Source organism: Acidobacteriota bacterium, assembly GCA_039683095.1.
In the GTDB taxonomy this organism is placed as follows: Bacteria; Acidobacteriota; Aminicenantia; order Aminicenantales; family Saccharicenantaceae; genus RBG-16-66-30.
Genome location: JBDKSB010000011.1, coordinates 127,265 through 151,209 on the forward strand (window position 1 = coordinate 127,265; position 23,945 = coordinate 151,209).

Consider the following 23,945-nt stretch of genomic DNA (forward strand, 5'->3'; position numbering starts at 1 on the left):
CTCGGAGGTTGCCCATGACGAGATCGCGCTTCTTCGCCAGGCTCGCGGCCGCGGCCCTGCTCGCCGCCGCAGCCGTTCCCGCCGCAGCTCTCCTGGCCCAGGAAAGCCCCTTTGTGCCGGAAAAGCTGGCCCGGACGCTCCGCAACGAGATCTCCGGCGACCGGGCCTACAATTACGTCCGCCGCCTGACGCCCTATCATCGCATCATGGGGTCCGACGCCTTCGTCCAGGCCGCGGAGATGCTGGCCGGGCTGGCCCGCGAGTACGGGTTCGAGAACGTCCGGGTCGTCCGGCAGAAGTTCGACGGGGGCATAAGCTGGGATCCCCGCTCCGGGAGGCTGTGGCTTCTCGGCCCCGACGAGGAGAAGCTCTGCGATTTCCCCGAAGTGCCGGTCTCGCTGGCGGTCTTCAGCCGGTCCGCGCGCGCGGAGGCCGAGCTCGTCGATGCCGGCCGCGCCGCCTCGCCGGAGGATTTTGCCGGGATCGACGTCGCCGGGAAGATCGTCCTGACCACGGCCCCGCCGGCCCTGGCCGTGCGGACCGCCGTCTGGGAACGGGGCGCGCTCGGCGTCGTGTCCTGCGCCAGCGTTCATCCCGAGGCCCGCTTCGACACGCCCGACCAGATCGCCTACATCAAGGTCCCCGCGATCTGTCCTCCGGGCCAGGCCGCCCCGTGGGGCTTCATGATCTCGGCGCGCCGTTATGGGACCCTCCAGGACCTCCTCCGGAAGGCCAAGGCGCGGGGGACGCCGGTCAGGGTCCGGGCCGAGATCGAGGCGGACGTCCGCGAGCCGGGCCAGCAGGCCTATCTCATGGCCGAGATCCCGGGCTCGGAGATCCATGACCAGGACATCGTCCTCGTCGCCCACCTGGACGAGGAAAGCACCTCGGCCAACGACAACGGCAGCGGCTGCGCCTCCATCCTGGAGATCGGCCGGGCCATCAACGCCCTCATCAGGGAGGGGCGGATCGCCAGGCCCAGGCGCGACATCGTCTTCTGGTGGCCGAACGAGCACACCTCGGAATACCAGCTGCTGCGGGAGCAGCCGGAGGCGCGCCGGTCATGGCTGGCGTCCATCAACCAGGACATGGTCGGGGCCCGGCAGGGGATGGGCTCGCGGATCCAGCACATCATCCGGACGCCGTATTCTATGCCGAGCTATCTCAGCGATGTCATCCAGTCCGTGGCCGAATACGTCATCCTGGGCAACACCTCGTTCCTGGCCGCCGAAGAGGCCGGGACGCCACAGCCGTTCGGCAAGCCGATCCTCGCGGCTTACGGGTCGCGCGAGCGCTACGGGGCGATGGTCATCCCGCACAGCGGGGCCTCCGACCAGGAGGTCTTCTGCGAGGGCGTCGTCGGCGTGCCGGGCGTCGCCCTGATCAATAATCCGGATCCCTACATCCACTCGAGCTACGACGACCTGCCGAACATCGACCCGACCCAGCTCGGGCGGAACGCCTTCCTGGTCGCGGCGGCCGCGCTGTTCCTGGCCGACGCCGGGGACAAGGACGTGCCTATGCTGGCCGGGGAGGTTTTCGGCCGTGGCCTGGAAAGGCTGGGCGCGGATCTGAGGACCGCCCTGGCCCGCGTCCGGGACGACAAGGCGGGCGCGCCGGAGCGGTCGTTCCGGGAAGCGCGGAACCTGCTCGAGCGGGCCGGGGAGAGGGAAAGCGCCGCGGTGAAGTCGGCGATCGTTTTCGCGTCGCCGGGAGGCGCAGGCGCGGACTACGCGGGCGAGCTGGCCCTCCGGATCGGCGAGAGAGCCAAGGACCTCGTCCGCGAGCTGGAAGCCGCGTTCCCCGCGGTCGCCGGGCGCGCCAGGAAGTCGGGCCCCGCGGGCGCCGGCGGGCTCAGCCCGGTCGAGAAGGAACTGGCCGCGCTCGTGCCGGTGAACGCCGCCAGCCTGGACGAATACTTCGGGAAGCGGGGCTGGAACGTCGCTTTCCCGGGCCTCCACCCGATCATGGCCAAGGAATGCTACTGCTTCGTCGACGGGAAGCGGACCGGCCTGGACATCTTCCGGGCCGTCCAGGCCGAGGCCCTGTCGGTCGGAGCATACTATTACGGAACGGTCACCCCGGAAGCGGTCCTGGGGCTCCTCGACGAAGCGGTCAAGAAAGGCGCCCTGAAGCTCCGCTGAGCGAACCGAAAATGGGGGCACGCACGTACGTGTCCCCGCTCATCCCGCGTTGCGGCTGGCGCTTCCTCTGAGCCGGGTTTTCCGTGAGAATCGGGCGCCGGTGCGGGCGTCCCTTATATCGACGGAGGGCCGGTCCGTGGTTATATTCATTGAGGAAACGTTGAACGCAGCGGACAGGGGTTCTACCATGGCCACGGCCGTCACCTCCGCCAAGGGGCAGGTCGTCATTCCCAAGAAAGAGCGCGAGCGGGTGGGGCTCCGGCCCGGGATGCGCGTCTCGGTCTCGGTCGTGGAGGATCACATCGAGATCCGGCCCCTGCCGGACAAGCCGGTCGAGCACTTTCACGGGTTCTATAAAAAGGGCGCATCCCTGACCAGGGCCCTGCTGGGCGAACGGCGGAAGGAGCGCCGGCACGAAGATCAGAAAGGTGCCTGACGCCTTCGCGCTCCTTTCCTACCTCGAGGGGGAAAAAGGGCAAAGCCGGATCAAAGAACTCCTGGCTTCGGAAACGACCGACTTGCCGATGAACGCCGTCAATGTCGGCAAGGTCTTCTATATCGTCGCCCGGGGACGAGGCCTGCGGGAGGCCGAATACTTCCTGGGCGTCATCTTGCCCAGCCTGCCGATCAGGGTGGGCGATAACTCGTTCGAGGATGCGATCTTATCCGCGCCGCTCCGAGCGTTCCATCTGCCGTATGGCCAGCTCGAGTTCCGCGATGAGCGCCGGGACGCCCGTCAGACGCCGCCGGAAGACATCCAGGAGCGAGCGGTAATACCAGAGCTCGTCCTCGCGGCCGGCGTTGAAGCGGTCCCAGACGGACGGCCCTTGGTCGCGCAGGTCGGCGGCGATGGCCCGGGCGTTGTGGAGCTTGTCCGCGGCGGAGACGAGGAGCACCGGGCGGTCGGCCGTCTCGAGATGGGCGATGTAGCGCTCCTTGCGCTCGCGCCAGGGCGGCTTCGGGTGGGCGCTCGAGTCGCTGCAGCCCTCGACGATCCGCAGGACCTCCGGGCCGAACGTGGCCACGGCCGCCCGCGCCTCCTCGGCCGGCCGGACGTCCTCGATCATGTCATGGAGGAGCGCCGAGACGGCCTCGTCCTCGCCGGCGCCGTGCTCGAGGGCGATGGCGCAGACGCCCATTAGGTGCGAGATGTAGGGGATGAGCCCGCCCTTCTTGGTCTTGCCGGCGAACTTGTCGGCCGCGACCCGGAAGGCCTCGGCCAGCTTTGTCGTCGTTGACCAGGGCCGGGGCGGCGGCGGGAAGCTGGGAAGCGAGGGGCTGACATCAGCGGACATCGGGGCGGCTCCTTTTCATTGATTTCGAGACTCTGTCTGATTATATTGCGCTCATACCAGGCCGGGCATAAGCCCGGAAGCATAACGGATCCACTCGCCCAAGCCAGCCAAAATCCCTTCAGTAGTCGAGACTCTGGCCCCGGTCCGGGGATCCGATAGCCATTTCCGGTTCATCTCAACCATGATCGACGAGACCCGTTTATCCTTTTTATAGAACTCCGTGGGAACCATAGTGCCGGCGAAAGGGGCATTCTCTTTCACGACAAGGCCACGTCCTTCGAAGAACCTGCGAGCCGCGGCGCACAGGATCCCCGGGGTATGGAACGGATCGGTGCCCAGGCAGACGTCGGGGCGGGGGACTTCTTTAGTTGGCTCATGGGGGAGCGGCGCGTCGGAGAACGAATGGACATCGATGATGAGGCAGCGGCCATGGCCCTGGAGAGCCGCCCGCGCCGCTCGGGCCAATTCCCGATGGTGCGGATCAAAGTACCTTCCCAGGAGGTCCTGCCTGGTCTCCTGCGTCAGCGTCCGAAGTTCCCGGCCCTTGTGCGTGCTCGTGTAAACGGCCCCCATGCCGGCCTGTGACATCGGCTCGTCGGCGTCGTTCCTAAAACGTTCGACGTCAACGACCAACCGGCTCACCGGCGCCACGATCACCCTGGCGAGACCGGGGTCGATCCGGACCTCGTTCGTATAGAGGTCCGTCATGATCAGCAGCTCATGCCGCAGCTCCTCGTCGGATAATAATATGGACGACCGGACATCCGACGGGATGTCCGTCGAGGCATGCGGGATATGGATGATCAAGGGCGTCGGCATGGGATCCTAATGTCCGCCGCTGACTTTATAGCCCATCTCCCTCAGCTTGGCCGCCCATCTCTTCTCGGCGGCCTTCGATGCGGCCTGGTCGTAATACCTAGTTTCGGGGGCCAGGTCCAGGCGCAGGCGCCGCCCGAATTTCCGGACGACGGGGGAAAAGAGGGGCCCGCGCCTGTTCCTCTTGCCCTTCCGATGCTCTTGGAAGCGCTCTTCTGGTGTCTTCGAGGTCTCGCCCACGTAAACGAATCCCTTTCCGGGATCCTTGCAGCCTTTCGGGTCGAGATCGATCACGTAGACTGTCCAGACTTTCGCGTCGCGGTTGACCGTGAATCCCTCTGCCTTGAGGCACTTGATTGCCGCCCGCTTTTCCTCGTCGGCTTCCTCCCGGAGCAGAAAGGGGCCCGACGTCAGGTCATCACGGAGCGCGATCAAGTGGTCCCGAAGCCAGTCGGGGCCTTTGCCCTTCAGCAGGGCCGCGAACCTGTTCGCCGGCTCCTGGGTCGTGATGGCCACATAGAGATTGGGCTTCCCGCGATCGCGGCGCGGCACGACGTCGTCGAGTTCGACCACCAGGACATAATTCCGCGGCTCTCGCATGGACCGCCGCGGCCGTCGCGTATAGAAGCGCTTCCTCAAGGCTTATGTGCCCCCGAAGAAAGCTATCATCGGCCGGCGTAGCCTGTCAACGGAGCAAGGCGCTTGAGGATGCCGCCCTCGCTTGGCGCACATCGATCGGCCCTAGGCCAGCCAGTTCTCGACCTTGACGCCGGGGATGCCCTCGAAGTGACGGACATTCCCGGTCACCAGGATAAGGCGGTGCGTCAGCGCGATGGCGGCGATCTGCAGATCGGCCTCGAAGCGGGTTCGGCCCTGGCGCTCGAGCGTCGCCCGGATCCGCCCATAGGTCCTGGCGTCGGCCCGTTCGAAAGGCAGGATGGTCAGCCGCGGGAAGATCTGGCCCTCGAAGAACTCCAGCAGCCGCGCGCCAGCGCCGTCCTCGGCCTGAAGGCTGAATAGCCCATGATAGATCTCGGCGGCGTTGATCGCGCTAGTGAATTGAGCGGCGACGGGCGCGGCCGCCAGCTGCTTCGTCAAGCCCTCGGGCCGGCGCTTTTCAGCGAGATAGCTCAGGACGTCCGTATCGAAGAGGTACATCAGAGGTCCGTCTTGCGGGTCCGGGCCTGCGTCCGCGCCTCGTGGATCCCTTCGACCAGGGCGTCGATGGTCGCGTCGTCGTCCTCCGCGGGCGCGGGAACCGAGGCCAGCCCTCCGGCCTTGGAGGCCGTCAGCTCCTCCCAATCATCATAGGGGATGAGCGCCGCGACGGGCCGGCCGTGCTTGGTGATCACGATGTGCTCTTTCAAATTGAGGAGACGCTCGACGAGGCCGGAAATTCCCGCTTTCACTTCGGTGATGGGAATTGGGATCATAGCCGCCTCCTGAGGACCAGCGGGCTCATAAAAATATGGTCAAAATGACCAGAAATGTCGATAAAGCGCGCGCCACTGCCCGTTTACGGTCGGTTTCCTTGACATCGGGCCAGCCTGGGCGTTATGTTCCGCTCTCAAGACTTCAAGCGGGGCGCAGGGAAAATGGACCGATCCCTCGAGAATTTTTTTCTCCGGCGCGAACTTCGGCCGCTTTCTGATGTCTTTGCCCTATGTAAACGTATGTTTCCGAAAAGAGGGGCCACGGGGGCAGGCGGGCATGGTGGACTGGGATGAACATAATGAAACAAGCCAAAGTCCGCGAGCTGGTCATCGACCTGGGGACCACGAACTCTGCCGCGTCTGAGATCGTCTGGGGCCCCGAATCCGGAGCCCAGCCGGAAACCGGTATGAAAGAGAGTAGCTCATGAAATCAGAAATCTGGCGTGTCCAGAGCGAGAAGATTGGCTCTCTCGAGGCATTCAGATCCGAGCGCGACATGGAGTCGTTCCTCATCAATAACCCGGCCATAGTCGGTTGCTGGGATCCCGACGCCAGCAGCTCGATTCCCGCGCTCATCAGGGAGCAGATTTCCACCCTCACCGAGAAGTTCGATAAAGGCCGGATGGACCTGGTTGGCCTCGCTCGAACCGAGAACGGATACGAACTGAGGATATTCGAGCTGAAAGCAGTTGAAATCACAGATAAGGCGGTAGACCAGCTTGACCGCTACCTCAAAGGCTGGAGGGCTCAGGCGTCGGCGAAAGAAAAAATCAAGAAGTGGGTCGTCGCGCTCGATCTCGAGGGCCTTACCGAAGCAGGCATCAAGGAGATCGTCGACAAGCCGGTCGGCGTGCTTGTCGGTCCGAAGTTCCTGCTTGAGGCAGCTGTCAAAGCAAAGTCCCTTAAGATACGGGCGGTCCGCCTGGCAAGGTTCAAGGCGGCTTCGGCTGCTGAATACTACGTCATCGTTGAAGATGAAGTCGGTGACGTCGTCGACACGAGCCGCAGGAGTTGGAGCTGGAAAGATCTTGCCGAAACCGGTCTTATTTCGGAGGGGGACTGCTTTGTCATCCGGCATGGCAAGGATGCCCTCAGGGCGAAGCCCGACCCCGCCGCCTGGGATTGGTACAAGAAGAAGGTGATATTCGACGGGGATTCGACACGGAAGTTGATCGATAACGAAGTGGCGGTTCGCGCCCGGGCTAACAAGGATCACAAAAGATGGCTGGACAAGGAATATCGATCGCTGAAGGCCGGGTCAGGCGTCTTCCTTTCCAACGCGGCGGGCCTTTGTTATCTTGCGTTCGGCGGACCTACTCCTACATATTGGGTTTCCAACTGGTGCTGGACCCATGAGAAGACCGGCCAGAAGTTGGACAGGCTTGTGCAGATTTTCATTGATAAATAAAAATGATCGATATGAAATACCGGGGTCGTCTTTTCATTGAGGCGGGGGAGAAGGGCCCTAAAAAATCATGAAACTCTGGATCGGCCTGACGGACGAAGAGTGGTTCGGCGTCGTCTCGTCCGTTACCGATATTGACGAGGTGAATTTCTGGCAGCCTGGGGGCGGCGGCCGGCAATTCCGGGCCCTCCTGCCGGGTGAGCCGTTCCTGTTCAAGCTGCACAGCCCGAATAACTATCTGGCTGGACAAGTAGAATGAAAATACCATTCTCCAATGAGAGGATGCAGGCGGGCCACCGTAAGTGGCGGCGGTGCATAGCTCGGGAGGGACACCTATATGAGCGCAAGGGCGATCCGCGGAGCGAGTTCTATCGCGATTATGCACGCATCTTGCATTCTACGGCTTACCGCCGTCTGAAGCATAAAACCCAGGTATTTTTCGCCACGGAGAACGACCATATATGCACTCGCATCGAACACGTCAACCATGTAGCCTCGGTCAGCTATACTATCGCAGATAATCTAGGCTTGAATACTGAGCTCGTCTCTGCCATAGCTACAGGTCACGATTTGGGTCATGCGCCGTTTGGGCATCAAGGGGAGATTATACTGAACGATCTTTCCCGTAAGGCTCTTGGCGAGGATTTCTGGCACGAGAGAAATAGCCTGCGTTTCGTGGACCGCATCGAGACCCTGCCGAATCCTGCTGGCCTCCAGGAAAACCTTCATCTGACCTATGCCGTCCGAGACGGCATTATTTGCCACTGCGGGGAGATAGACCAGAAGACCTTAAGGCCGCGCGAGAAAGCCGTAGATCTTTACGACATCGAGGAGGCCGGCAGGACGTCGCCGTTCACCTGGGAAGGTTGCGTAGTGAAAGTTTCCGACAAGATAGCTTTCCTCGGCCGCGATATCGAGGATGCCATCGAGCTCGGAATTCTGGACAAGGCCGGCATTAGACGCCTTGGCGAGATAATAGCCGCGCTGGGCCCGGGGCTTAAACCTCGGGAGATCAATAATACTGTTCTAATGAATGAATTCATCCAAGATCTTTCTCGCAACAGCAGCCCCAAGGAAGGCATTCGCCTTTCGCCCGAATATGTTAACGCTCTTAAGGCTATTAAAGAATTCAATTACGGATATATCTATGAGCATGAACGGCTAAGTCCGTTCAAGGAATATGCAAGGCTGATATTGACCGCCTTGTTTGATCTTCTTCGGTCGATGTACGGAAGCCGCAGAGAGAAGGCGAAGGCCGGCATAAATAAGAATCGGCATTGTTACCCGCTTCTGGCCGAGTATTTCGAAGACTGGCTGGTCAAATATTCCGATCTTGATCTCCTGGAGAAACGCAAGCGTAAGTACGCAAGCGGCCGGCTTTACCGGATTGAGGACGATCGCGACTTCACCCGAGCCGTCATAGAGTTCATCTCTGGTATGACCGACAAATTCGCTATCCGGTGTTTTAATGAAATGACCAGCTTTAAATGAAAAGATAATGGGACTAGATTCCTTGGCACAGAGAGCACTGGCATTAGGGGGTAATCGACGAAAAGCGCGGCCTGGGGGGCAATCCAAGTCTAAATGAGCGTCACGAAAAGCATATCGATGGCGGGCGCTTCATGCGCATTGAAAACTGCCTCCGGCCGGAGTTATGGAATCTTCCTGGAAAGAGGGGGATATCTTGGCCAAGAATGAACTCAATAGAGAGCAAAGGGACGTAATTGAATGCCTCAGAGGCCCGGTCCTCGTCTTGGCCCCGGTCGGCACGGGTAAGACGCTCGTACTCGCGGAGCGTGTCAAGCATGCGATCGCTACAGGCGTGGTTCCGGAGCGGACCCTCTGCTTGACGTTCACGAACCGAGCTGCCGGTGAGATAGCGGCGCGAGTTCGGAGCCAGTCCCCTGAGGCTGCTCCCAGGCTACTGGTTAAAACGTTCCATGGCTTGTGCGCGAGGATGCTTAGGATGGAGGCCCGGGCAATCGGCATGTCGCGCGATTTCGTGATATTTGACGATATGGATAGCATGGAGCTACTCCATGACCTTTTTTCGCTGGACATGAAGGAAGCGAAAAGCCTTTATTATGAAATCGAAAGGATCAAAAGTGACACACTAGAGGATATGGGTAATTATGGCGAAACCTCACGGAAGGTCAACCGTTATCAGGCGGAATTACGGAAGATGTCGGCTCTTGATTATGCTGATCTCATTCGATCCGTCCGGGTGATGTTGAGTACTTCTGAAGAGATAAAGAACAGGTGGAGAAACCGATTCGACCTTATTCAAGTCGATGAGGTCCAAGATACTCATAATTCCGAATACGAGGTGCTGAGAACGCTTGCCGAGCAGTCGCGGAACATCGCCTTGATAGGCGACTTGGATCAGACGATTTATGAATGGAGAGGGTCAGAGCCAGATGAGATATTGGCCCGGTACAGAAAAGAATTCAACCCTCGGGAATTTAGTCTGATAAAGAATTACCGGGCAACGAAAACCTTGCTGCATGCTGCTTCTTCTTTCGCGAACATTCTCGAGGACCGACGAACATCGATAGTCCCAGCGGCCTCATGCGGCATAGGACAGCCGATTGGCATACGGCGGGAACCGAATGAAGCGCAGGAAGCGAGTTGGATCGCGCAGAAGATCAGGGCTATTGCATCATCGGATTATAGCCGCATCGCAGTACTAGTTCGGAAAAATGACAGGGCGGCCCTCATATCTGATGTGTTAGAGCATCATGGAGTTCCATGCTTTACGGTGGAACAGTATGAATTCTTCCGACGCCAAGAGATCAAGGATGCCCTGGCATACCTTAAGCTGTTAATGAATCCCGAGGATCGCAACAGTCTGGGCCGTGTATTGCTCCGTCCGCCGTGCGGCATTGGGGATGCGACGATAGCTCGGATAATCTTTGAAGGCGCGACATGCGGCTTGCGATTGAACGACATGGTGTCTGCTTCATTCGATGAGGACGGCGAACCCTATGGTCGGCTGATACGGGATTTTAGAGGAGGAACGATATCGGTCGTTGATGTCGAAACCACGGGACTGGAGACTGGTCGTGATGAGGTCGTAGAGATAGCAGCCGTTCGGATCGATAGGGGGCGCCCGGCGGAAACATTTCACCAGTATATCGCGAATACTGTGCCTGTCGCCGACTCCGAAGCCATACATGGCTGGTCAGATGCATTCCTCAAGCAGAATGGGCTCCCGGCAGCCGAGGTCTATAGGGAGTTCAACCGGTTTATTGAAGGAGGACTGGTTGTAGGACATAACATCCGGTTCGATTTACGAATGATGGCAGCTCACGCGAGACGCGCAGGGCAGACGATGCCGAATATCCGCTCCTTTGATACATGGGCGATCGCCCTCCGGCTCCTGCCCGGGCTCGAAGACTACAAACTCGGGACGGTCGCCGGGCATCTTAGGATAACAGGGAAACCGGAACATAAAGCCGAGGCCGACGTAATGGCGACTGAGCAAATATTGGAGCGTATGATGCCGGTGATCGAGGAGGGTTCGGCACGTAGACAGACAATCGTTGCCAGGCATAAGAAAGCATTCGATCCGCTGAAAGCCAATATAGCGTCCTTAAGCGCGAAAATGGATTTTATGAGCCCCGCAGAGCTTCTTGAAAACACTCTAGAGCAATCGGGGTTGCGCGAATATTATCGGTGCAACGGCGAGTCCAGGCGTCTGGAACATCTTGAGCGTCTGAAACGCATTTTTAAAGAAAAGGGCGAGCTCGGCTCAGCTAGCCGTTTAGCGCCTCGGGATGCGCTGGCCTCGATACTCGAATATGCCGCCTTAGCGAGGAATGTGGATCACATCTGCGATCAAGACAACCTAGTTGCCGTTATTACAATCCATCAAGCGAAGGGACTTGAGTTCGATATTGTGTTCATAGCCGGTGCTTCCGAAGACGAGATTCCAAGCTACCTAAGCGTGCAGGGAGGACGGGCAGAGGAGGAAAAGAGGCTTTTCTATGTGGCTATGACCCGAGCCAAGCGCCAGTTGTTCATATCGAGCTACGAACAATCGGTCAAAGGACGAATTAAGGAACCAAGCCGTTTTCTATCTGCGCTCCCTGAACGGCTGATAGAACAATTATAAAAGGCAGCGAGATTGGGAGGTCGGGCGACATGTGTGTCGGCCATGTCAGGCTCAGACGTGCAACGGATCAATGAGAGAATAACCGAGTTAAGCTTAAAGGGGTGAACTGAGCCAGGGGATAAAGTGATCTCTTGAAAACGGGGTTTGATCGTGTTTATAACGCCCGCATCAGAGCCGTAGCCTTTGAATGGCTGACCGATCAGGTCCTTCGCTATGGAGACGTGTTGCCGCGGGACCTCCTGGTCCAAGGGTTTCATTTCGAGGAAGCGAGGGTTCCGCTCGTCGGCCCGCAGGGGATCTTCAAACCTCGCATTCTCGAGTTTCCGCTGTGGATCACGACGGCACTGGATGGGCCCTATAATGACGCCCTTGGCCCGGACGGTTAGGGGACTGACCTGAACCATCGAGATAATCGGGGCGTGCGCGACGACCGCGTCGACTTCCTCCAGGCCAGTATCATTACTGACCGGCGGATCTCACGAAAAATATTTTTTGCCGGCGCGAAGTTCGGCCCCTTTCCGGTGTCTTTAGCCTATGTAGATATCTGTTTTCGACGGGAGGGGCCTGTTGGGAAGAAGGTTTTGGGGGCTTGACCCCGTCGGAAGGCCGTGCCGGATGGCCCTGATGAAAGGGATCGATGGCTAGCGCGGGGATCTCCGGCATCTACCCCAGGGGCGGGCCGTCGCTCGACTGGCCCGAGTCCGAGCAGGACGTCTATCGGCGCCTCAAGGAATCCCTCCCGGGCGGCTGGGTCGCCTGGCACTCGATGAAGATCCGGACGCACGGGGCGGAATTCGCCGAGTCCGACTTCGTCATCGCCGACCCGGCCCGCGGCGCCCTGGCCCTTGAGGTCAAGGGCGGCCTGATCGATAAAGGAGAGGGAGTCTGGCGGCAGAACGGCCAGGCCATGAAATCCTCGCCGCTCGACCAGGCCCACCGCTTCGTCCGGATGCTCCTGGCCAAGTTCAAGGACAAGCGGCTGGTCTCGCCGCCGATCGGCGTCGCCGCCGCCTTTCCGGACACGGATTTCGAGATCCCGCCCTCCCAAGGCGACCTCGAGGGCATCGTCATCGGGGCCCGCGACCTCCCGTACCTGGAGGATGTCCTGCCGCGGGTGTTCAAGACGGCCTTGAGGCCGAGCACGTGGGGCCCGGCCTCCCCGGGCTGGGTCGAATTCCTGCATGGCCTGTGGTGCGAGAGCTGGCCGCAGGGCATGACGCTGTCCCAGCTCGTCCGGGGGCGCGAGGCCGGGCGCGTCAGGATGGACGCCGAGCAGTTCGCGGCCCTCGAGAGCATCCTGGAGAACGACCTCGTGCTCGTCCGCGGCGGCGCCGGTTCGGGCAAGACCCTGCTGGCGCGCGAGCTCGCGATCCGCGAGGCGCGGGCCGGGCGCAAGGTCCTGCTGCTGACCTTCACCGACGCCCTGGGCCTCGAGCTGGCGGCGCGCATAGGCGAGCCGGGCGCCGTGGTTTCTCCCGTCGGCAGGTTCGCCCTGGAGAAGCTACGGAAGAGCGGCTTTGACGATCCGGAGCGCTATGAACCGGAATTCTGGAACGGGGTGACGCGGCGGGCCGCCGAGACGGTCGGGCTCTGGGAGGACCGAGGCGGTTTCGACACGGTCATCGTGGACGAAGGCCAGGACTTCGGCCAATGCGAATGGGAGATCGTGGAGCGGTGCGCGGGACGCGGCGGCCGGCGCCGGATCTGGGTTTTCGCCGACGAGAAGCAGGCCTTCTGGGAGGGCCGGCGGATCCCTGCCGGGATCGAGGAGCGGGCGGTCAAGTTTGGATTGAGGCGCCCCTACCGCTGCCCCTCGGCCGTCCAGGCCCTGGCGGACGCCTATGCCGACGGCGGATGGGGGGACGGCTGCGAACGGCTCGAGGCCATGGCCCAGGGGCTGGCCGAGGGCACGGTCAAGGTCATCGCAAGCGACGGGGCCGGGCCCGAGATCCACTCCGCGGTCGGGGACGAGATCCGGGCCGCGAAGAAGCGGGGATTCGCCGAGAGCGACATCGCCGTGGTCTCGCTGCGGGGCCTGATGTACGCCGGCAACATCATGCACAATCCGTCGCTCGGGAGATGCGAGCTGGTCCAGGCTACGGACCTGGAGCGCCGGGACCGGGTCATCTGCGACACCTTCTTGAGATACAAGGGCCTGGAGCGGCCGATGGTCATCGTCGCGGACGTGCTGACGGCGGCCTCGCGGTATCGGGTCCGCATGAACATCGCCGTCAGCCGGGCGTGCGGCGCGCTGCGGATCGTCGTTTCCCGGGCCGAGCTCGAGCTGGACCCGATATTGAGGCGCGTCGCCGAAATGCAGGGGGAGTGACGACCGGGGGTGCGGCGGCAGCGGCGCGGTCACGGAGGCAATATCGGGGATCGTCCCCGGGCGCGAATCCCCTTATTCCCGGAGCAGGGCCGCGTAGATCGCGTGATCGGCGTCCGAAAAGCAGCAGAATGTAACTTCGATGGCGGCCGGGTGCTCGTCCAGGAATTGCCGGACGGCAGTGACGGCGACCTCGGCGGCGAGGTCCTTGGGATAGCCGTAAACGCCCGTGCTGATCGCCGGGAAGGCGATCGACCGGACGCCGTTCGCGAGAGCGACCTCGAGCGACTTGAGATAACAGCTCCGGAGAAGGTCCTCCTCGTTCGCGCGGCCGCCCCGCCAGATGGGGCCGACCGTATGGATGACGAACCTGGCCGGAAGCTTGTAGCCCTTGGTGATCTTGGCATTGCCGGTGGCGCAGCCGGCGAGGGCGCGGCATTCTTCGAGAAGCTCCCGTCCGGCGGCCCGGTGGATGGCCCCGTCGACGCCGCCCCCGCCCAGGAGGGAGGAGTTGGCGGCGTTGACGATCGCGTCGACCTCGAGGGTCGTGATGTCGGCGACGACGGCTTTCATTTTTCTCATCGGGCCATGCCATTGACGGCATTTGGCCGGGTCCGGCCTGCCCCGGCCTTCCTTGAGCGGGCGTCTTCACAATAGGAGCATGAACGGGGGCAGTCAAGCGCGGGGCGCGATCCATCTCAAGCCGGAGTTCCATAAGGCGCTGAAGGTCAAGGCCGCGGAAACGGAATATTCCGTCTCCGACCTGGTCAATGCGGCTGTCAAGCGGGCCTTTGTCGAGGACGCCGTCGATCTCGAGGCCTTCGAAAAGCGGGCCGGGAGATCCCCGGGAAGGACCTGGCCCGCGTCGTCGCCCGGATCGGGAAGCTGGCGTCGCAGCCGAGGCCCAATGGGTGCGAGAAGCTCTCCGGACAGGAGCGATACCGGGTCAGGCAGGGAGATCATAGGATCGTTTATTCGGGCGACGATGATGGCCGGGTCGTCGAGATAGTCAAGATCGGCCGCCGCGGCGATGTCTATCGCCGAGCCTAATTATCCTGACCGATCTCGAGGATGCGGTCGAGGCGGAAGGTCCGGCACTCGCCGCGCGAGTGGCAGTAGGCGCGCAGGCCCTCGAAGGTCCGGCCGCGATACTCCATGGTCTCGACGGCCTCGGGCCGGATGCGTCGGCGCGACTTAGTGTCGTCGGGCTTGAGATAGACGATCTCGAGCTCGCGGCCGTCGCGGATGGCCTCGAGAAGGAGGGCGCGCTTGGCGGCGAGAGGCAGCGCCTGGTCGGCCTTCTTGTACTGGAAGCGGGTCAGGAAGCGGACGATGCGCCAGTCCATCAGGATGTGGCCGCGGCGGATGGGCGTCCGCAGGACCAGGCCCTCGAACGAGGTGCAGCGGCTCAAGGCGACGTAGACCTGGCCGTGGGCGAAGGTGCCGCGGCCGATATCGACGACCACCCGGTCGAAGGTCTTGCCCTGGCTCTTGTGGATGGTCACGGCCCAGGCCAGGCGCAGAGGGTACTGGGTGAAGGCGCCGACGGCCTCGGAGTCGATGCGGTCTTCCTCGGCGTCGTACTGGAAGCGGAAGAGCTCCCAGGTGTTGGGGGTGACGTCGACCTCGGCGCCGCCGGGGAGCTCGACGGTGACGATGTCGTCGGCGTCGATGTCCTCGGACTTGCGGATGCGGGCGACGCGGCCGATCGTACCGTTGACCCAGCGGCCCTTGCGGTCGTTGGTCAGGAGCATGACCTGGGCGCCGGGCTTGAGCTCGAGGGCCTCCTCGGTCGGGAGGGAGCGGCGGTCGAACTCGCCGTCGATGAGGCCCTCGTAGCGGCGGGCGCGGCCGCTGAGGGCGGCCAGCTTCTCGCGGTTGCGGGCGGCGGCCAGGTCGTTGGTGCTGGTCAGGGTGATGTAGAACCGGTCGTCGGGCGGGACGAAAGCCGGGTCGAGACGGCTGTTGAGAAGGGCCAGATGGGCGTCGTCGACCTGGCGGTTTCGGATGGCGTTGAGAAGGCCGATGAAGACGGCGTCGCTCTGGCGGTAGACCTTCTCGAGCTCGATGAAGTCCATGTCGAAGCCGGGCTCGGAGAAGATGCGGGCGGAGAAGAAATAAGGCGATTCGTAGCGGGGGGCGGAGGCGCCGGAAGTGAGGAGGGCGGGCGAAGAGGCGGAGGACGGAGCGGAGGAAGAGGCGCGACCGCCGGCGCCGGAGGCGGCGCGGGAGGCGAAGCCGCGGCGGAGCGACATCGGGTCGGGGGCGAAGAGCCCGCGCTCCTCGCCGGTGACAACGGGCGGCAGCTGGTAGAGGTCGCCGATGAAGATCATCTGCAGGCCGCCGAAGCGTTCCTTGGGCCGGGGGCCGTTGAGGCGCAGGAACTTCTCGACGCAATCCATCAGGTCGGCCCGGACCATCGAGACCTCGTCGATGACGATGGCGTCGAGGTTGCGGTAGAGGGCGATGCGGTCGGCGGTGGCGCCGCGGGCCTTGGGGAGCTTGCGGACCGACTCGGGCGTGACGTCGGGCTTGAAGCCGAAGAACGAGTGGATGGTCTGGCCGCGGACGTTGAGGGCGGCGACGCCGGTCGGGGCCAGCACGGCGATCTTCTTGAGGGTCTGGTTGCGCCAGAGCTCGAGGAGGGTCGATTTGCCGGTGCCGGCTTTGCCGGTGATGAAGACGTGGCGCGACGTCCCCTCCATGACGTCGAGGGCCCGCCGGAAACCGGGGTTGATCTCGATGGGGGGCGGAGACGGGGCGGACGAGGCGGGCGCGTTCGGGGCTCCGGCGGCGCTCTTTTTCGCTGACATGTCTTTCAATTCTACCGGATTCGGGCGGTGGCTGTCATCGTGGATGTGCCTTGGCTAAGGCAACGAACAGAATCTAAATGAAATAGTCGCGTTTTGGGGTTCCGCCATCAGTTTGCAGGTCCCATTTTATCGGCCGGTTTCAGGGCGGACGATGGTCAGCTACTTGCCTTGGCTAACGCAATATAAAGATATTAAATGAATTAGATTAATTTCCAGCTCCGGGATAAACTGATCAGAAGGTGGTTTTTCAGGACATTTCTCCGCCCGGCATACCAGTCAACAGAACGCGGAAAAGATCTTTTTCCGCCAAAAAAAGGCAGTCCCAAACTGTATAGATCAAGAGCAAACCAATACAACTTCTATATTATCAGTAAGATGCCTTAGCCAAGGCACCAAGGAGCTCGGCGACAGCCGCCTCCAACTGCTCGTCGTGGCCCTTGACCACTTTCTCGTACGCGTTCATGACCTTGATGTCGGGCTCGGTCTGGTGATTGTCGAGGTAGCCGATGCCCTCGACCTTAACCCCCATGGGCACGACGCCCCAGCGCACGCCGCTGTCCCCGAGCATCTCCCAGCCGGCGAACGAGCACGTGCCCGGCACGGGCATGCCGACAAGCTTGCCCAGCTTGAGGTACTGGTAGGCGAAGGCGTAGCAGTGGCCGTCGCTGTACTGGGCCTCGCCGACGATCGAGATCGAGGGCTTGGTCCAGCGGAAATTGGGCTCGTAGCCGGTGCTCCGCTTGTCGGTCGTGTAATCGAAGAATTTCTTGCCGCTCAGGAACATGGCCAGGTCGGCCACGAGGTCGCCGCCGCCGTTGAAGCGCGTGTCGACGACAAGCGCCTCCCTGGTCGCGAACTTGCCCATGACCTCCTCGAAGGCCGAGCGGTAGGCGCTGTCGCTCATGCCCGGGACGTGGATGTAGCCCAGCCGGCCGCCGCTCAGCTTCTCGACCTCGGCCTGGTTCCGCAGGACCCAGCGCCGGTAGAGCAGGTTGCTCTCCTCGCGGGGCGAGACCGGCTTGACCGCAATCTCGCGCCTGGCGGGCGCCGCGCCCTTGACCGTGCCTTTTGCCGTACCCTTGTCCGGACCCTTGGCCGCCGCCTGGCCCGTTTGGCCTGCCGCGGCCGTCGCCGTCCCCGGCACGGACACGGTCAGCAGGACGTTCTGGCCGGCCTTGCGGTTGAGGTATCGCTCGATGTCCTTGTCGGGCCTGACGGCCTCGCCATCCACGGCCTCGATGATCGTCCCGGGGACGATGTCCATTCCGGCCTTGTCGAGCGGCCCGCCTGCCATGACCTCGACGATCCTGACGCCTGGTCCGGCGTACGCCGTGTCGTAGAAGACGCCCAGCGAGGCCGTCTCGTCGGCGTTCTCCATCTGCCGTCCGTAGCGCGCCCCGCTGTGGCTGACGTTGAGCTCGCCCAGCATTTCGCTCAGAAGCTCGGCCAGGTCGTAGCCGTCGCCGATGCCGCTGAGGTGTTTCTCATAAACGGACTTCAGGCCGTCCCAGTCGGCCCCGTGATACCCGCTCCTGTAGAACGTCTCCAGCACCCGGCGCCAGACGTGTTCGAACTGGGCCTGGCGCTCGGCGGCGACGTCGACGGTCATCTCGCCCTTGATGTCGATCGGGTCGCGCTTGCCGCTGGCGGGATCGACCTTGGCGATCGAGCCATCGGACATCAGGAAGATCGACTTCTGGTCCTTGTCCCAGACCATCCGGCCGCCGTTGGCGTTGAGGGAGGCGAGCATCCTGGTCTCGCGGGTCTTGAGGTTGGTCGTCCACAGGTTCAGGCCCTTCTCGAAGCGGGACAGGTAGTAGAGGATGTCGCCGTCCTTGTTGACGAGGGCGTCGCCGAGCGACGACGAGTGGATGGTCAGGCGCGACTTGCGCAGGGCCAGGTCGGTCCAGTCGATGACCAGGGGCTTTATTTCCTCCTTCTTCTCCTTCTCCGTGGCCTCCTTCTTTTCCCCGGCCGCCCCGGGCTTGGCCTTCTTCTCCTCGATGTCCTTGAGCAGGGCTGCCTCCTCCTTGGTCAGCCGGAAGCGGTCCCAGGCGTCGCGGGTGAAGAACAGGGCGTAAGCGTCGTATTGCGCGCCGCCGCTCTGGGCCACGGCCTTCAGGCCGTCGCGGTTGCTGAACCAGAGCATGGCCTGGCCGCCGAGGATCCACTTGGCCTGGCGGTCCTCGAAGCCGCTCTCGCTCAGGTTGACGATCTTGCCGGAGCCGTCGGCCTTGACCAGGCCGATCTCGCCGGGAGCGAAGCCGGGGACGGCGTAGTCGAAGAGAAGCCACTGGCCGTCCGGGCTCCACTGGTAATACTGGCTGCCGTCGGCCGAGGGGGCCAGCTCGCGGTCGGTCAGGAGCGTCACGGCCTGCCTGGTGGCCAGGTCCAGGACTTTGAGGGTGGTGCGGTCCTCGACGAAGGCCAGCTTCCTGCCGTCGGGGGAATAGGCCGGCTGGGTGTTCTGGCGGGCGTTGACGACGAGCGGCGTTTCCTTGAGCACCGTCGAGGCGCAGAAGTAGGGCTCCTCGGCGCGCGTGCGCCGGGTCTCGTAGACGCCCCAGCGGCCGTCGCGCTCGGAGGCGTAGAGGATGGCGTTGCCGTCGGGGGAGAAGGAGACGGCGGTCTCATCCCCGAACGACGAGGTGACGCGCTTGGTCATGCCGCCGTCGACATTGGCGGCGAAGATGCCGCCGCGGACGACGACGGCGATCTCCTTGCCGTTGGGCGAGACCGCGAACTCGCGGGCCCCGCCGCTCGCGGGCACGACGACTTCGTTGTTGGCCCGGGCGTCTGACGAGAGGAAAACCGGGACGACGGCGGGCGCGGCCGCGTCGCCGCGCTGGGTGTAGATCGCGCCGTCGTAGCCGAAGCAGAGCGTGCCGTTCGCGGAGCGCGACAGGAAGCGGACCGGGTTCTTGGCGAAGTTCGTGATCCGGGTCGAGGCGCCTCCGGCGACGCTCATGCGGTGGACGTTGAACGAGCCGCTCTCCTCGCTCAGGTAGTAGAAGGCCTGGTCTCCGTCGGCCAGGACGGGCGAGCGGTCCTCGCCGGCGAAGTTCGTGACCTTGCGGTGCGTGCCGGCCTGGACGTCGCAGACCCAGATGTCGCGGGCGATGGCCGAGGTGTGGTGCTTGCGCCACTCGTTCTCGCCGCCCTTCTTGTCGTGGTAGACGATGAACCGGCCGTCCGCGCTGAAGCGGGCGTCCTCGGCCGGCGTGCCGAGGATCTGGACGGCGCGGCCGCCGGCGGCCGGGACCTTGTAGAGCTCGGGCTGCGAGCCGGCCGGGAAGGTCCGGTTGTCGGCGGCGTCGAGCCGGGCGGCGCCGAAGAGGACGGCCTGGTCGTCCGGCGTGAAGGAGAAGGGGATCTCGGAGGCCGAGTGATAGGTCAGGCGCCGGGCCTCGCCGCCGGCCGCGGGCATGATGAAGACGTCGAAGTTGCCGTAGCGGTCGCTGGCGAAGGCGATGGACTTGCCGTCGTGGCTCCAGACGGGATTGGTGTCGTGGGCCTCGTGCAGCGTCAGGGGGACGGCCACGCCGCCGTCGGCCGGGACGCGGTAGATGTCGCCCTTATAGACGAAGGCGATAGCCGCGCCGTCGGGCGAGATGGCCGGGTAGCGCAGCCACATGGGCACGTTGTCGGCGGAGGCGACGGCGCACAGGCCGAGGACGGCCAGGACCGGGATGAGGGCGAGGACGGCTTTCTGACGCTTCATCTGGGGCTCCTTTCTCGGGGCTGAGACGGCGATGATACCAGAAAAAAGGGGGACACAATACCTATTTCCCATTTTCTCCAGAGCGCGCGGGCCGCTCAATAAAATAGGGAAATAGGTATTGTGTCCCCCATTTTCGCCGCCTATAAAATCAGGAAATAGGTATCATGTCCCGCTTTTGGGTCCCTTTTTATTCCTGACGCCGAACGAAAGCGCGCCCTTCGGGCAGCAGGAGTTAACGCAGACGGTGCAGGAGAAGCAGTCCGGCCGGAAGGCAGCGTCCTTCAGGATCTCGGGCACGGTCGGGCAGGGCGACTTCGCGGCGCAGGCGGCGCAATCGGTGCATTCGGATTTGCGCCGGACGACCCGGAACAGGGCGAAGTTCTCGACCAGGTTGGTCAGCAGGCCGATGGGGCAGACGAGGTAGCAGAACGGCCGGTAGACGACGAAGGCGAAGCCGAGCGTCAGGAGGAACGGCAGGAAATGGAAGATGTTGTCGAGCAAGGTCGGCTGGATGGCGACCTCGTAGCCGTGGAAGGCGTTGATATAGTCGTAGAAGGACAGGGCCGCCGTCTGGCCGTTCTCCAGCGTCGTGTGCAGGACGGCGGTGCCGCTGAGGAAGACGAAGAGCAGGAAGAGGCCGACACGGACGCCCTGCGTGACCCGGAAGTTCCATTTGCGGCGGCGGATGCGGAGCTTGTCGGCGAGCATGGCGATGAGCTCCTGGACGGCGCCGACCGGGCAGACCCAGCCGCAGAAGAGCCTCGGCCCGACCAGCGTCAGGATGAGGATGACCGCGAGGAAGGCGATCATGGGCGGCCGAAAGCCGTAGAGGATGGACTTCGTCGCCGAGCAGACGGGGGAGGGGTGCATCGCGAACCCGGCGAACAGCTTCGTCGGCAGGTTGGCGGCGATGCCGTAGAGGAAGGTCGAAAGGAGCAGGATCGGCACCTTGACCGTGTTCTTCATCTTCCGGGTGAGGAGCAGGGCCAGGGCCACGAAGCCGATGACGAGCATGGTGGCGAACTTGGGACGGGCGAGGAAGGCGAGGATGCCGGCGGCTCCCTGCCGGCCGCGGCCCTGGCCCTGTTGGGCGGCGGCCAGGCCGGCGGGAAGCGCGATCAGAAAAGATGAAGCGAGGCCGGCGATCCGGCCGGCGCGTTGAGCAGATCTCATGACAACCTCCGGGGTTCAAGTCCGCCCATTTTAACCGAAACGGCCCGCTCTGGCCACCGATTTCGTTTTGGGGGATAATGGTCCCGCGACGGGGGAGGGCCATGATCGAGGAACGCCTGCGGGAATGGGCCGCGGCGCGCGGCTACGCCTGCGCTATGACGGATCTCGGCGTAGTTGAGACCGTCCGGCGGAAGCTCGAGGAGCGCCGGGCCGCGGGAATGATCGAGGCCGGTTTTTTCGCGGATAGCCTGACCGGGTTCCGCTACCTCGAAGGAAGCTCGATCACCGGTCCGGCTTGCGCAGTGGTGCTGGCCGTCCCGTCGCCGATCAGCGTCCTTCCGGTGACGGTCGACGGGAGGAAGGTCGAAACCCTGATCCCGCCGACCTACGTCCGCTACAACGCGACCTTCGAAGACGTCCTCGCGGACATGAAGGAGAACGCGCTGCGCGGCGACTTCGAGGCGGCCATCCTCAGGGCCCCCCTGAAATCGTTGGCCGCGCACATGGGCCTGGTCGCCTACGGGCGGAACAACATCACCTACCGGCCCGGCTTCGGCAGCGGCCACCAGCTCTGCGGCTATGTCGTCGGGGCGGCATGGGAAACGGGCGAACGGCCGATGGCCGACGAGCCGCCGGCGGCGCAGCGGGCCGAAGCGAGGCTGGAGCGCTGCGGCGATTGTCGGGCCTGTCTCCAGGCTTGCCCGACGGGAGCGATCCGGGAGGACCGCTTCCTCATTTCCGCCGAACGGTGCTTCACCCTCCATTCCGAGAGCCGGAAGCCGATGCCGGCCTGGGCGCGGCCGGCCGGCCCCCTGTGTCTCATCGGCTGCCTGGCCTGCCAGCTGGTCTGCCCGGAGAACAAGGGCCGCCTGACGACGGCGCCCTCCGGGGTGGAATTCACGGCCGAGGAAACCGACGCGGTCATCGGCGCGGGCCGGGACCTGGAGATGGCGGCCGGGGCCGGCCTGAGCCTGGCCGCCCGGGCCGAAAAGAACGCCGCGTTAGCCTTGGCCCTGGCGAAGTTCGAGCGCCTGGGCATGACTGAGGACATCGAGGTCATGGGCAGGAATCTCTGGTTTGCCTTGGCTAAAGGAAACAATAGAAAACAATAATGTTAGCCATATAAAACCAAAGAAAAGCGGGCCTTTTTAACCCTTTTTTGGCCGATTTTCCGAAATCGCGGATCATAAAGATTTAGCGCTGGGGGAAATCGCTGCATCGAGGTTTTTGTGGGGAAAAAGAGGCGTTTTTCAGCTTAGAACAGGCCCTGAATATCAGTTATCGTTATGAATATCAGCAAGTTGCGTTAGCCAAGGCACGTTAAGACCCGGCGATGGTCATCTCGGCGACCTTGACGGTCGGACCGGTGATCGAGCTGTTGAAATCGAGGTCCGTCCCGACGGCCTCGATCGTCTCGAGGATGCGCCCCAGGTTGCCCGAGATCGTGATCTCGCTCACCGGGTAGGCGATCTGCCCGTCCTCGATCCACAGGCCGAAAGCGCCCCGCGAGATATCGCCCGTCACCGCGTTCAGGCCGTGGCCGATCGTCCGGATGAGCAGCAGCCCCTTCTTCGTACCGGCGATTATGTCCGCCGCCGGCGCCGCTCCCTGCCCCGGCTCGAGGTAGAAATTCGCCGGCCCGACGCCCCCGCCGTCGGCGCTCCCTGTCGACTGCAGCCCGAGCTTGCGGGCCGCGTAGTAGTTGCAGAGGTAGCTTTTCAGCACGCCCTTCTCGACGACCATGGTCCGCCGGCAGGGCAGGCCGTCCGAGTCGAACGGATGCGACCCCAGCGCGCCGCGCATGAGCGCATCGTCGATCACCGTGATCCGCTCGTTGCCGATCCTCTGCCCCAGCTTGCCCTCGAGGAAGGTCGCCTTCTGGTAGACCGCCGTGCCGGTGACGCACCCGAACAGGAACCCCAGGAGCCAGCCGGTCTGCGTCGGCTCGAAAAGGACCGGCGCGTTCTGGGTCGGGACCTTGCGCGGATGGAGCTGACGCACCGTCCGCTCGACGGCCTTGCGGGCGATCTCCTCGGGCGCTCCCAGGTCTTTGAAATGCCTCTTCGACGAGGACCAGGAATCCTCGACCCGGTCGTCCGTGCCGCCGGCCTGCAGCCCGACGCCGAGCCCGCAGTAGGTCTGCTCGTACTCGCCGACGAAGCCGTTGGTCAGGGCCAGGACGGAACGGATCTCGTTCGAGGAGAAGGTCGCGCCGTAGGAGTTGGTGATGCGCTTGTCCCGCAGCGCCGCCCTCTCGGTCCGGAGGGCCAGGTCGATCTTGGTCTTCGAATCCAGCCCGGCGATGGCCGGGTCGTAGAGATCGAGCCCGACGGCGTCCACCCGCTCCCCCGAGAGCGGGGCCAGCGCCGCGAACTCGTCCGGGCTGCCAAGCTCGGCCCGCCGCACCGCGTTGCGGACGAGGCGCCGCAGCGTCGCCGGGTCGAGATCGGACGAGCTGGCGTAGGCCGTCTTCGTGTCCTTGATGATCCGCACGCCGGCCGACCGTGAGCCCGCCTCGACCAGCGTCTCGATCCGGCCCTTGCGGACGTCGACGTTGAACTCGTAGCCGTCGACGATGGAGACCTCGGCCTCGCCGGCCCCGCACTTGCGGGCGTATTCGACCAGTGACTCGGCCAGGTCGCGCAGGGCCGGCGCCGGCCTGGCCGTTTCCCGCCGCTTCGCGACCTGTCTTGCCGCCGGCATCC

Annotated in this window: 19 protein-coding genes; 9 read left to right on the plus strand and 10 right to left on the minus strand. The window is 63.3% G+C overall.

Going from position 1 to position 23,945, the window contains the following annotated elements; all coding sequences use genetic code 11:
- Positions 1–14: 14 nt before the first annotated feature.
- Both ABFD52_07355 and ABFD52_07360 read left to right on the plus strand, forming a co-directional pair.
- The gene (locus ABFD52_07355) at positions 15–2,144 is read left to right on the plus strand and encodes a M28 family peptidase (protein ID MEN6560573.1); all 2,130 of its coding nucleotides are present in this window, start codon (positions 15–17) and stop codon (positions 2,142–2,144) included.
- A 187-nt stretch (positions 2,145–2,331) separates the two neighbouring features.
- Positions 2,332–2,580 (plus strand): AbrB/MazE/SpoVT family DNA-binding domain-containing protein, encoded by a 249-nt coding sequence (locus ABFD52_07360; protein MEN6560574.1) that lies wholly within the window; start codon positions 2,332–2,334, stop codon positions 2,578–2,580.
- 226 nt (positions 2,581–2,806) lie between these two features.
- Here ABFD52_07360 and ABFD52_07365 read toward each other — a convergent pair whose 3' ends face one another.
- From ABFD52_07365 to ABFD52_07385, 5 genes are all read right to left on the minus strand, one after another.
- Positions 2,807–3,439, minus strand: a complete 633-nt coding sequence (locus ABFD52_07365; GenBank protein ID MEN6560575.1) for an HD domain-containing protein — start codon at positions 3,437–3,439, stop codon at positions 2,807–2,809.
- Positions 3,440–3,490: 51 nt separating this feature from the next.
- Positions 3,491–4,246 (minus strand): N-formylglutamate amidohydrolase, encoded by a 756-nt coding sequence (locus ABFD52_07370; GenBank protein MEN6560576.1) that lies wholly within the window; start codon positions 4,244–4,246, stop codon positions 3,491–3,493.
- Positions 4,247–4,264: 18 nt separating this feature from the next.
- Positions 4,265–4,855, minus strand: coding sequence for a GIY-YIG nuclease family protein (locus ABFD52_07375; protein MEN6560577.1), 591 nt, complete (start codon positions 4,853–4,855; stop codon positions 4,265–4,267).
- A 141-nt stretch (positions 4,856–4,996) separates the two neighbouring features.
- Positions 4,997–5,413, minus strand: a complete 417-nt coding sequence (locus ABFD52_07380) for a PIN domain-containing protein (protein ID MEN6560578.1) — start codon at positions 5,411–5,413, stop codon at positions 4,997–4,999.
- Entirely contained in the window at positions 5,413–5,688 is a 276-nt protein-coding gene (locus ABFD52_07385) for a type II toxin-antitoxin system Phd/YefM family antitoxin (protein MEN6560579.1), read from the minus strand. Before ABFD52_07385 ends, ABFD52_07380 begins: the two co-directional genes overlap by 1 nt.
- Positions 5,689–6,112: 424 nt before the next feature.
- Between ABFD52_07385 and ABFD52_07390 the strand changes: the two genes are divergently transcribed.
- The 5 genes from ABFD52_07390 (at position 6,113) to ABFD52_07410 (ending at position 13,536) form a co-directional block, all read left to right on the plus strand.
- Positions 6,113–7,096 (plus strand): hypothetical protein, encoded by a 984-nt coding sequence (locus ABFD52_07390; protein ID MEN6560580.1) that lies wholly within the window; start codon positions 6,113–6,115, stop codon positions 7,094–7,096.
- A 67-nt stretch (positions 7,097–7,163) separates the two neighbouring features.
- Positions 7,164–7,352 (plus strand): hypothetical protein, encoded by a 189-nt coding sequence (locus ABFD52_07395; GenBank protein ID MEN6560581.1) that lies wholly within the window; start codon positions 7,164–7,166, stop codon positions 7,350–7,352.
- On the plus strand, positions 7,349–8,584 hold the full coding sequence (locus tag ABFD52_07400; protein ID MEN6560582.1) for an HD domain-containing protein: 1,236 nt from the start codon (positions 7,349–7,351) through the stop codon (positions 8,582–8,584). Before ABFD52_07395 ends, ABFD52_07400 begins: the two co-directional genes overlap by 4 nt.
- Before the next feature lie 193 nt (positions 8,585–8,777).
- Complete coding sequence (locus ABFD52_07405; protein ID MEN6560583.1) at positions 8,778–11,207, plus strand: 3'-5' exonuclease; 2,430 nt, start codon at positions 8,778–8,780, stop codon at positions 11,205–11,207.
- Between the two features lie 637 nt (positions 11,208–11,844).
- The gene (locus tag ABFD52_07410) at positions 11,845–13,536 is read left to right on the plus strand and encodes an NERD domain-containing protein/DEAD/DEAH box helicase (protein MEN6560584.1); all 1,692 of its coding nucleotides are present in this window, start codon (positions 11,845–11,847) and stop codon (positions 13,534–13,536) included.
- A gap of 72 nt (positions 13,537–13,608) precedes the next feature.
- Here the strand turns inward: ABFD52_07410 and ABFD52_07415 are convergent, their stop codons facing one another.
- Positions 13,609–14,115, minus strand: a complete 507-nt coding sequence (locus tag ABFD52_07415) for an O-acetyl-ADP-ribose deacetylase (protein MEN6560585.1) — start codon at positions 14,113–14,115, stop codon at positions 13,609–13,611.
- A 303-nt stretch (positions 14,116–14,418) separates the two neighbouring features.
- Between ABFD52_07415 and ABFD52_07420 the strand changes: the two genes are divergently transcribed.
- Positions 14,419–14,583, plus strand: coding sequence for a type II toxin-antitoxin system RelE/ParE family toxin (locus ABFD52_07420; GenBank protein ID MEN6560586.1), 165 nt, complete (start codon positions 14,419–14,421; stop codon positions 14,581–14,583).
- On the opposite strand, the gene ABFD52_07425 is transcribed toward ABFD52_07420, so the two are convergent.
- From ABFD52_07425 to ABFD52_07435, 3 genes are all read right to left on the minus strand, one after another.
- Complete coding sequence (locus ABFD52_07425; protein MEN6560587.1) at positions 14,580–16,238, minus strand: AAA family ATPase; 1,659 nt, start codon at positions 16,236–16,238, stop codon at positions 14,580–14,582. The two genes, ABFD52_07420 and ABFD52_07425, sit on opposite strands and share 4 nt — an antisense overlap.
- A gap of 475 nt (positions 16,239–16,713) precedes the next feature.
- Positions 16,714–20,067, minus strand: a complete 3,354-nt coding sequence (locus ABFD52_07430) for a S41 family peptidase (protein MEN6560588.1) — start codon at positions 20,065–20,067, stop codon at positions 16,714–16,716.
- Positions 20,068–20,229: 162 nt separating this feature from the next.
- On the minus strand, positions 20,230–21,240 hold the full coding sequence (locus ABFD52_07435; GenBank protein ID MEN6560589.1) for a 4Fe-4S binding protein: 1,011 nt from the start codon (positions 21,238–21,240) through the stop codon (positions 20,230–20,232).
- A 101-nt stretch (positions 21,241–21,341) separates the two neighbouring features.
- Here ABFD52_07435 and ABFD52_07440 point away from each other — a divergent pair, with 101 nt between their 5' ends.
- Positions 21,342–22,352, plus strand: coding sequence for a 4Fe-4S double cluster binding domain-containing protein (locus ABFD52_07440; protein ID MEN6560590.1), 1,011 nt, complete (start codon positions 21,342–21,344; stop codon positions 22,350–22,352).
- 208 nt (positions 22,353–22,560) lie between these two features.
- On the opposite strand, the gene ABFD52_07445 is transcribed toward ABFD52_07440, so the two are convergent.
- Positions 22,561–23,943, minus strand: coding sequence for a TldD/PmbA family protein (locus ABFD52_07445; protein ID MEN6560591.1), 1,383 nt, complete (start codon positions 23,941–23,943; stop codon positions 22,561–22,563).
- Between the last annotated feature and the right edge of the window lie 2 nt (positions 23,944–23,945).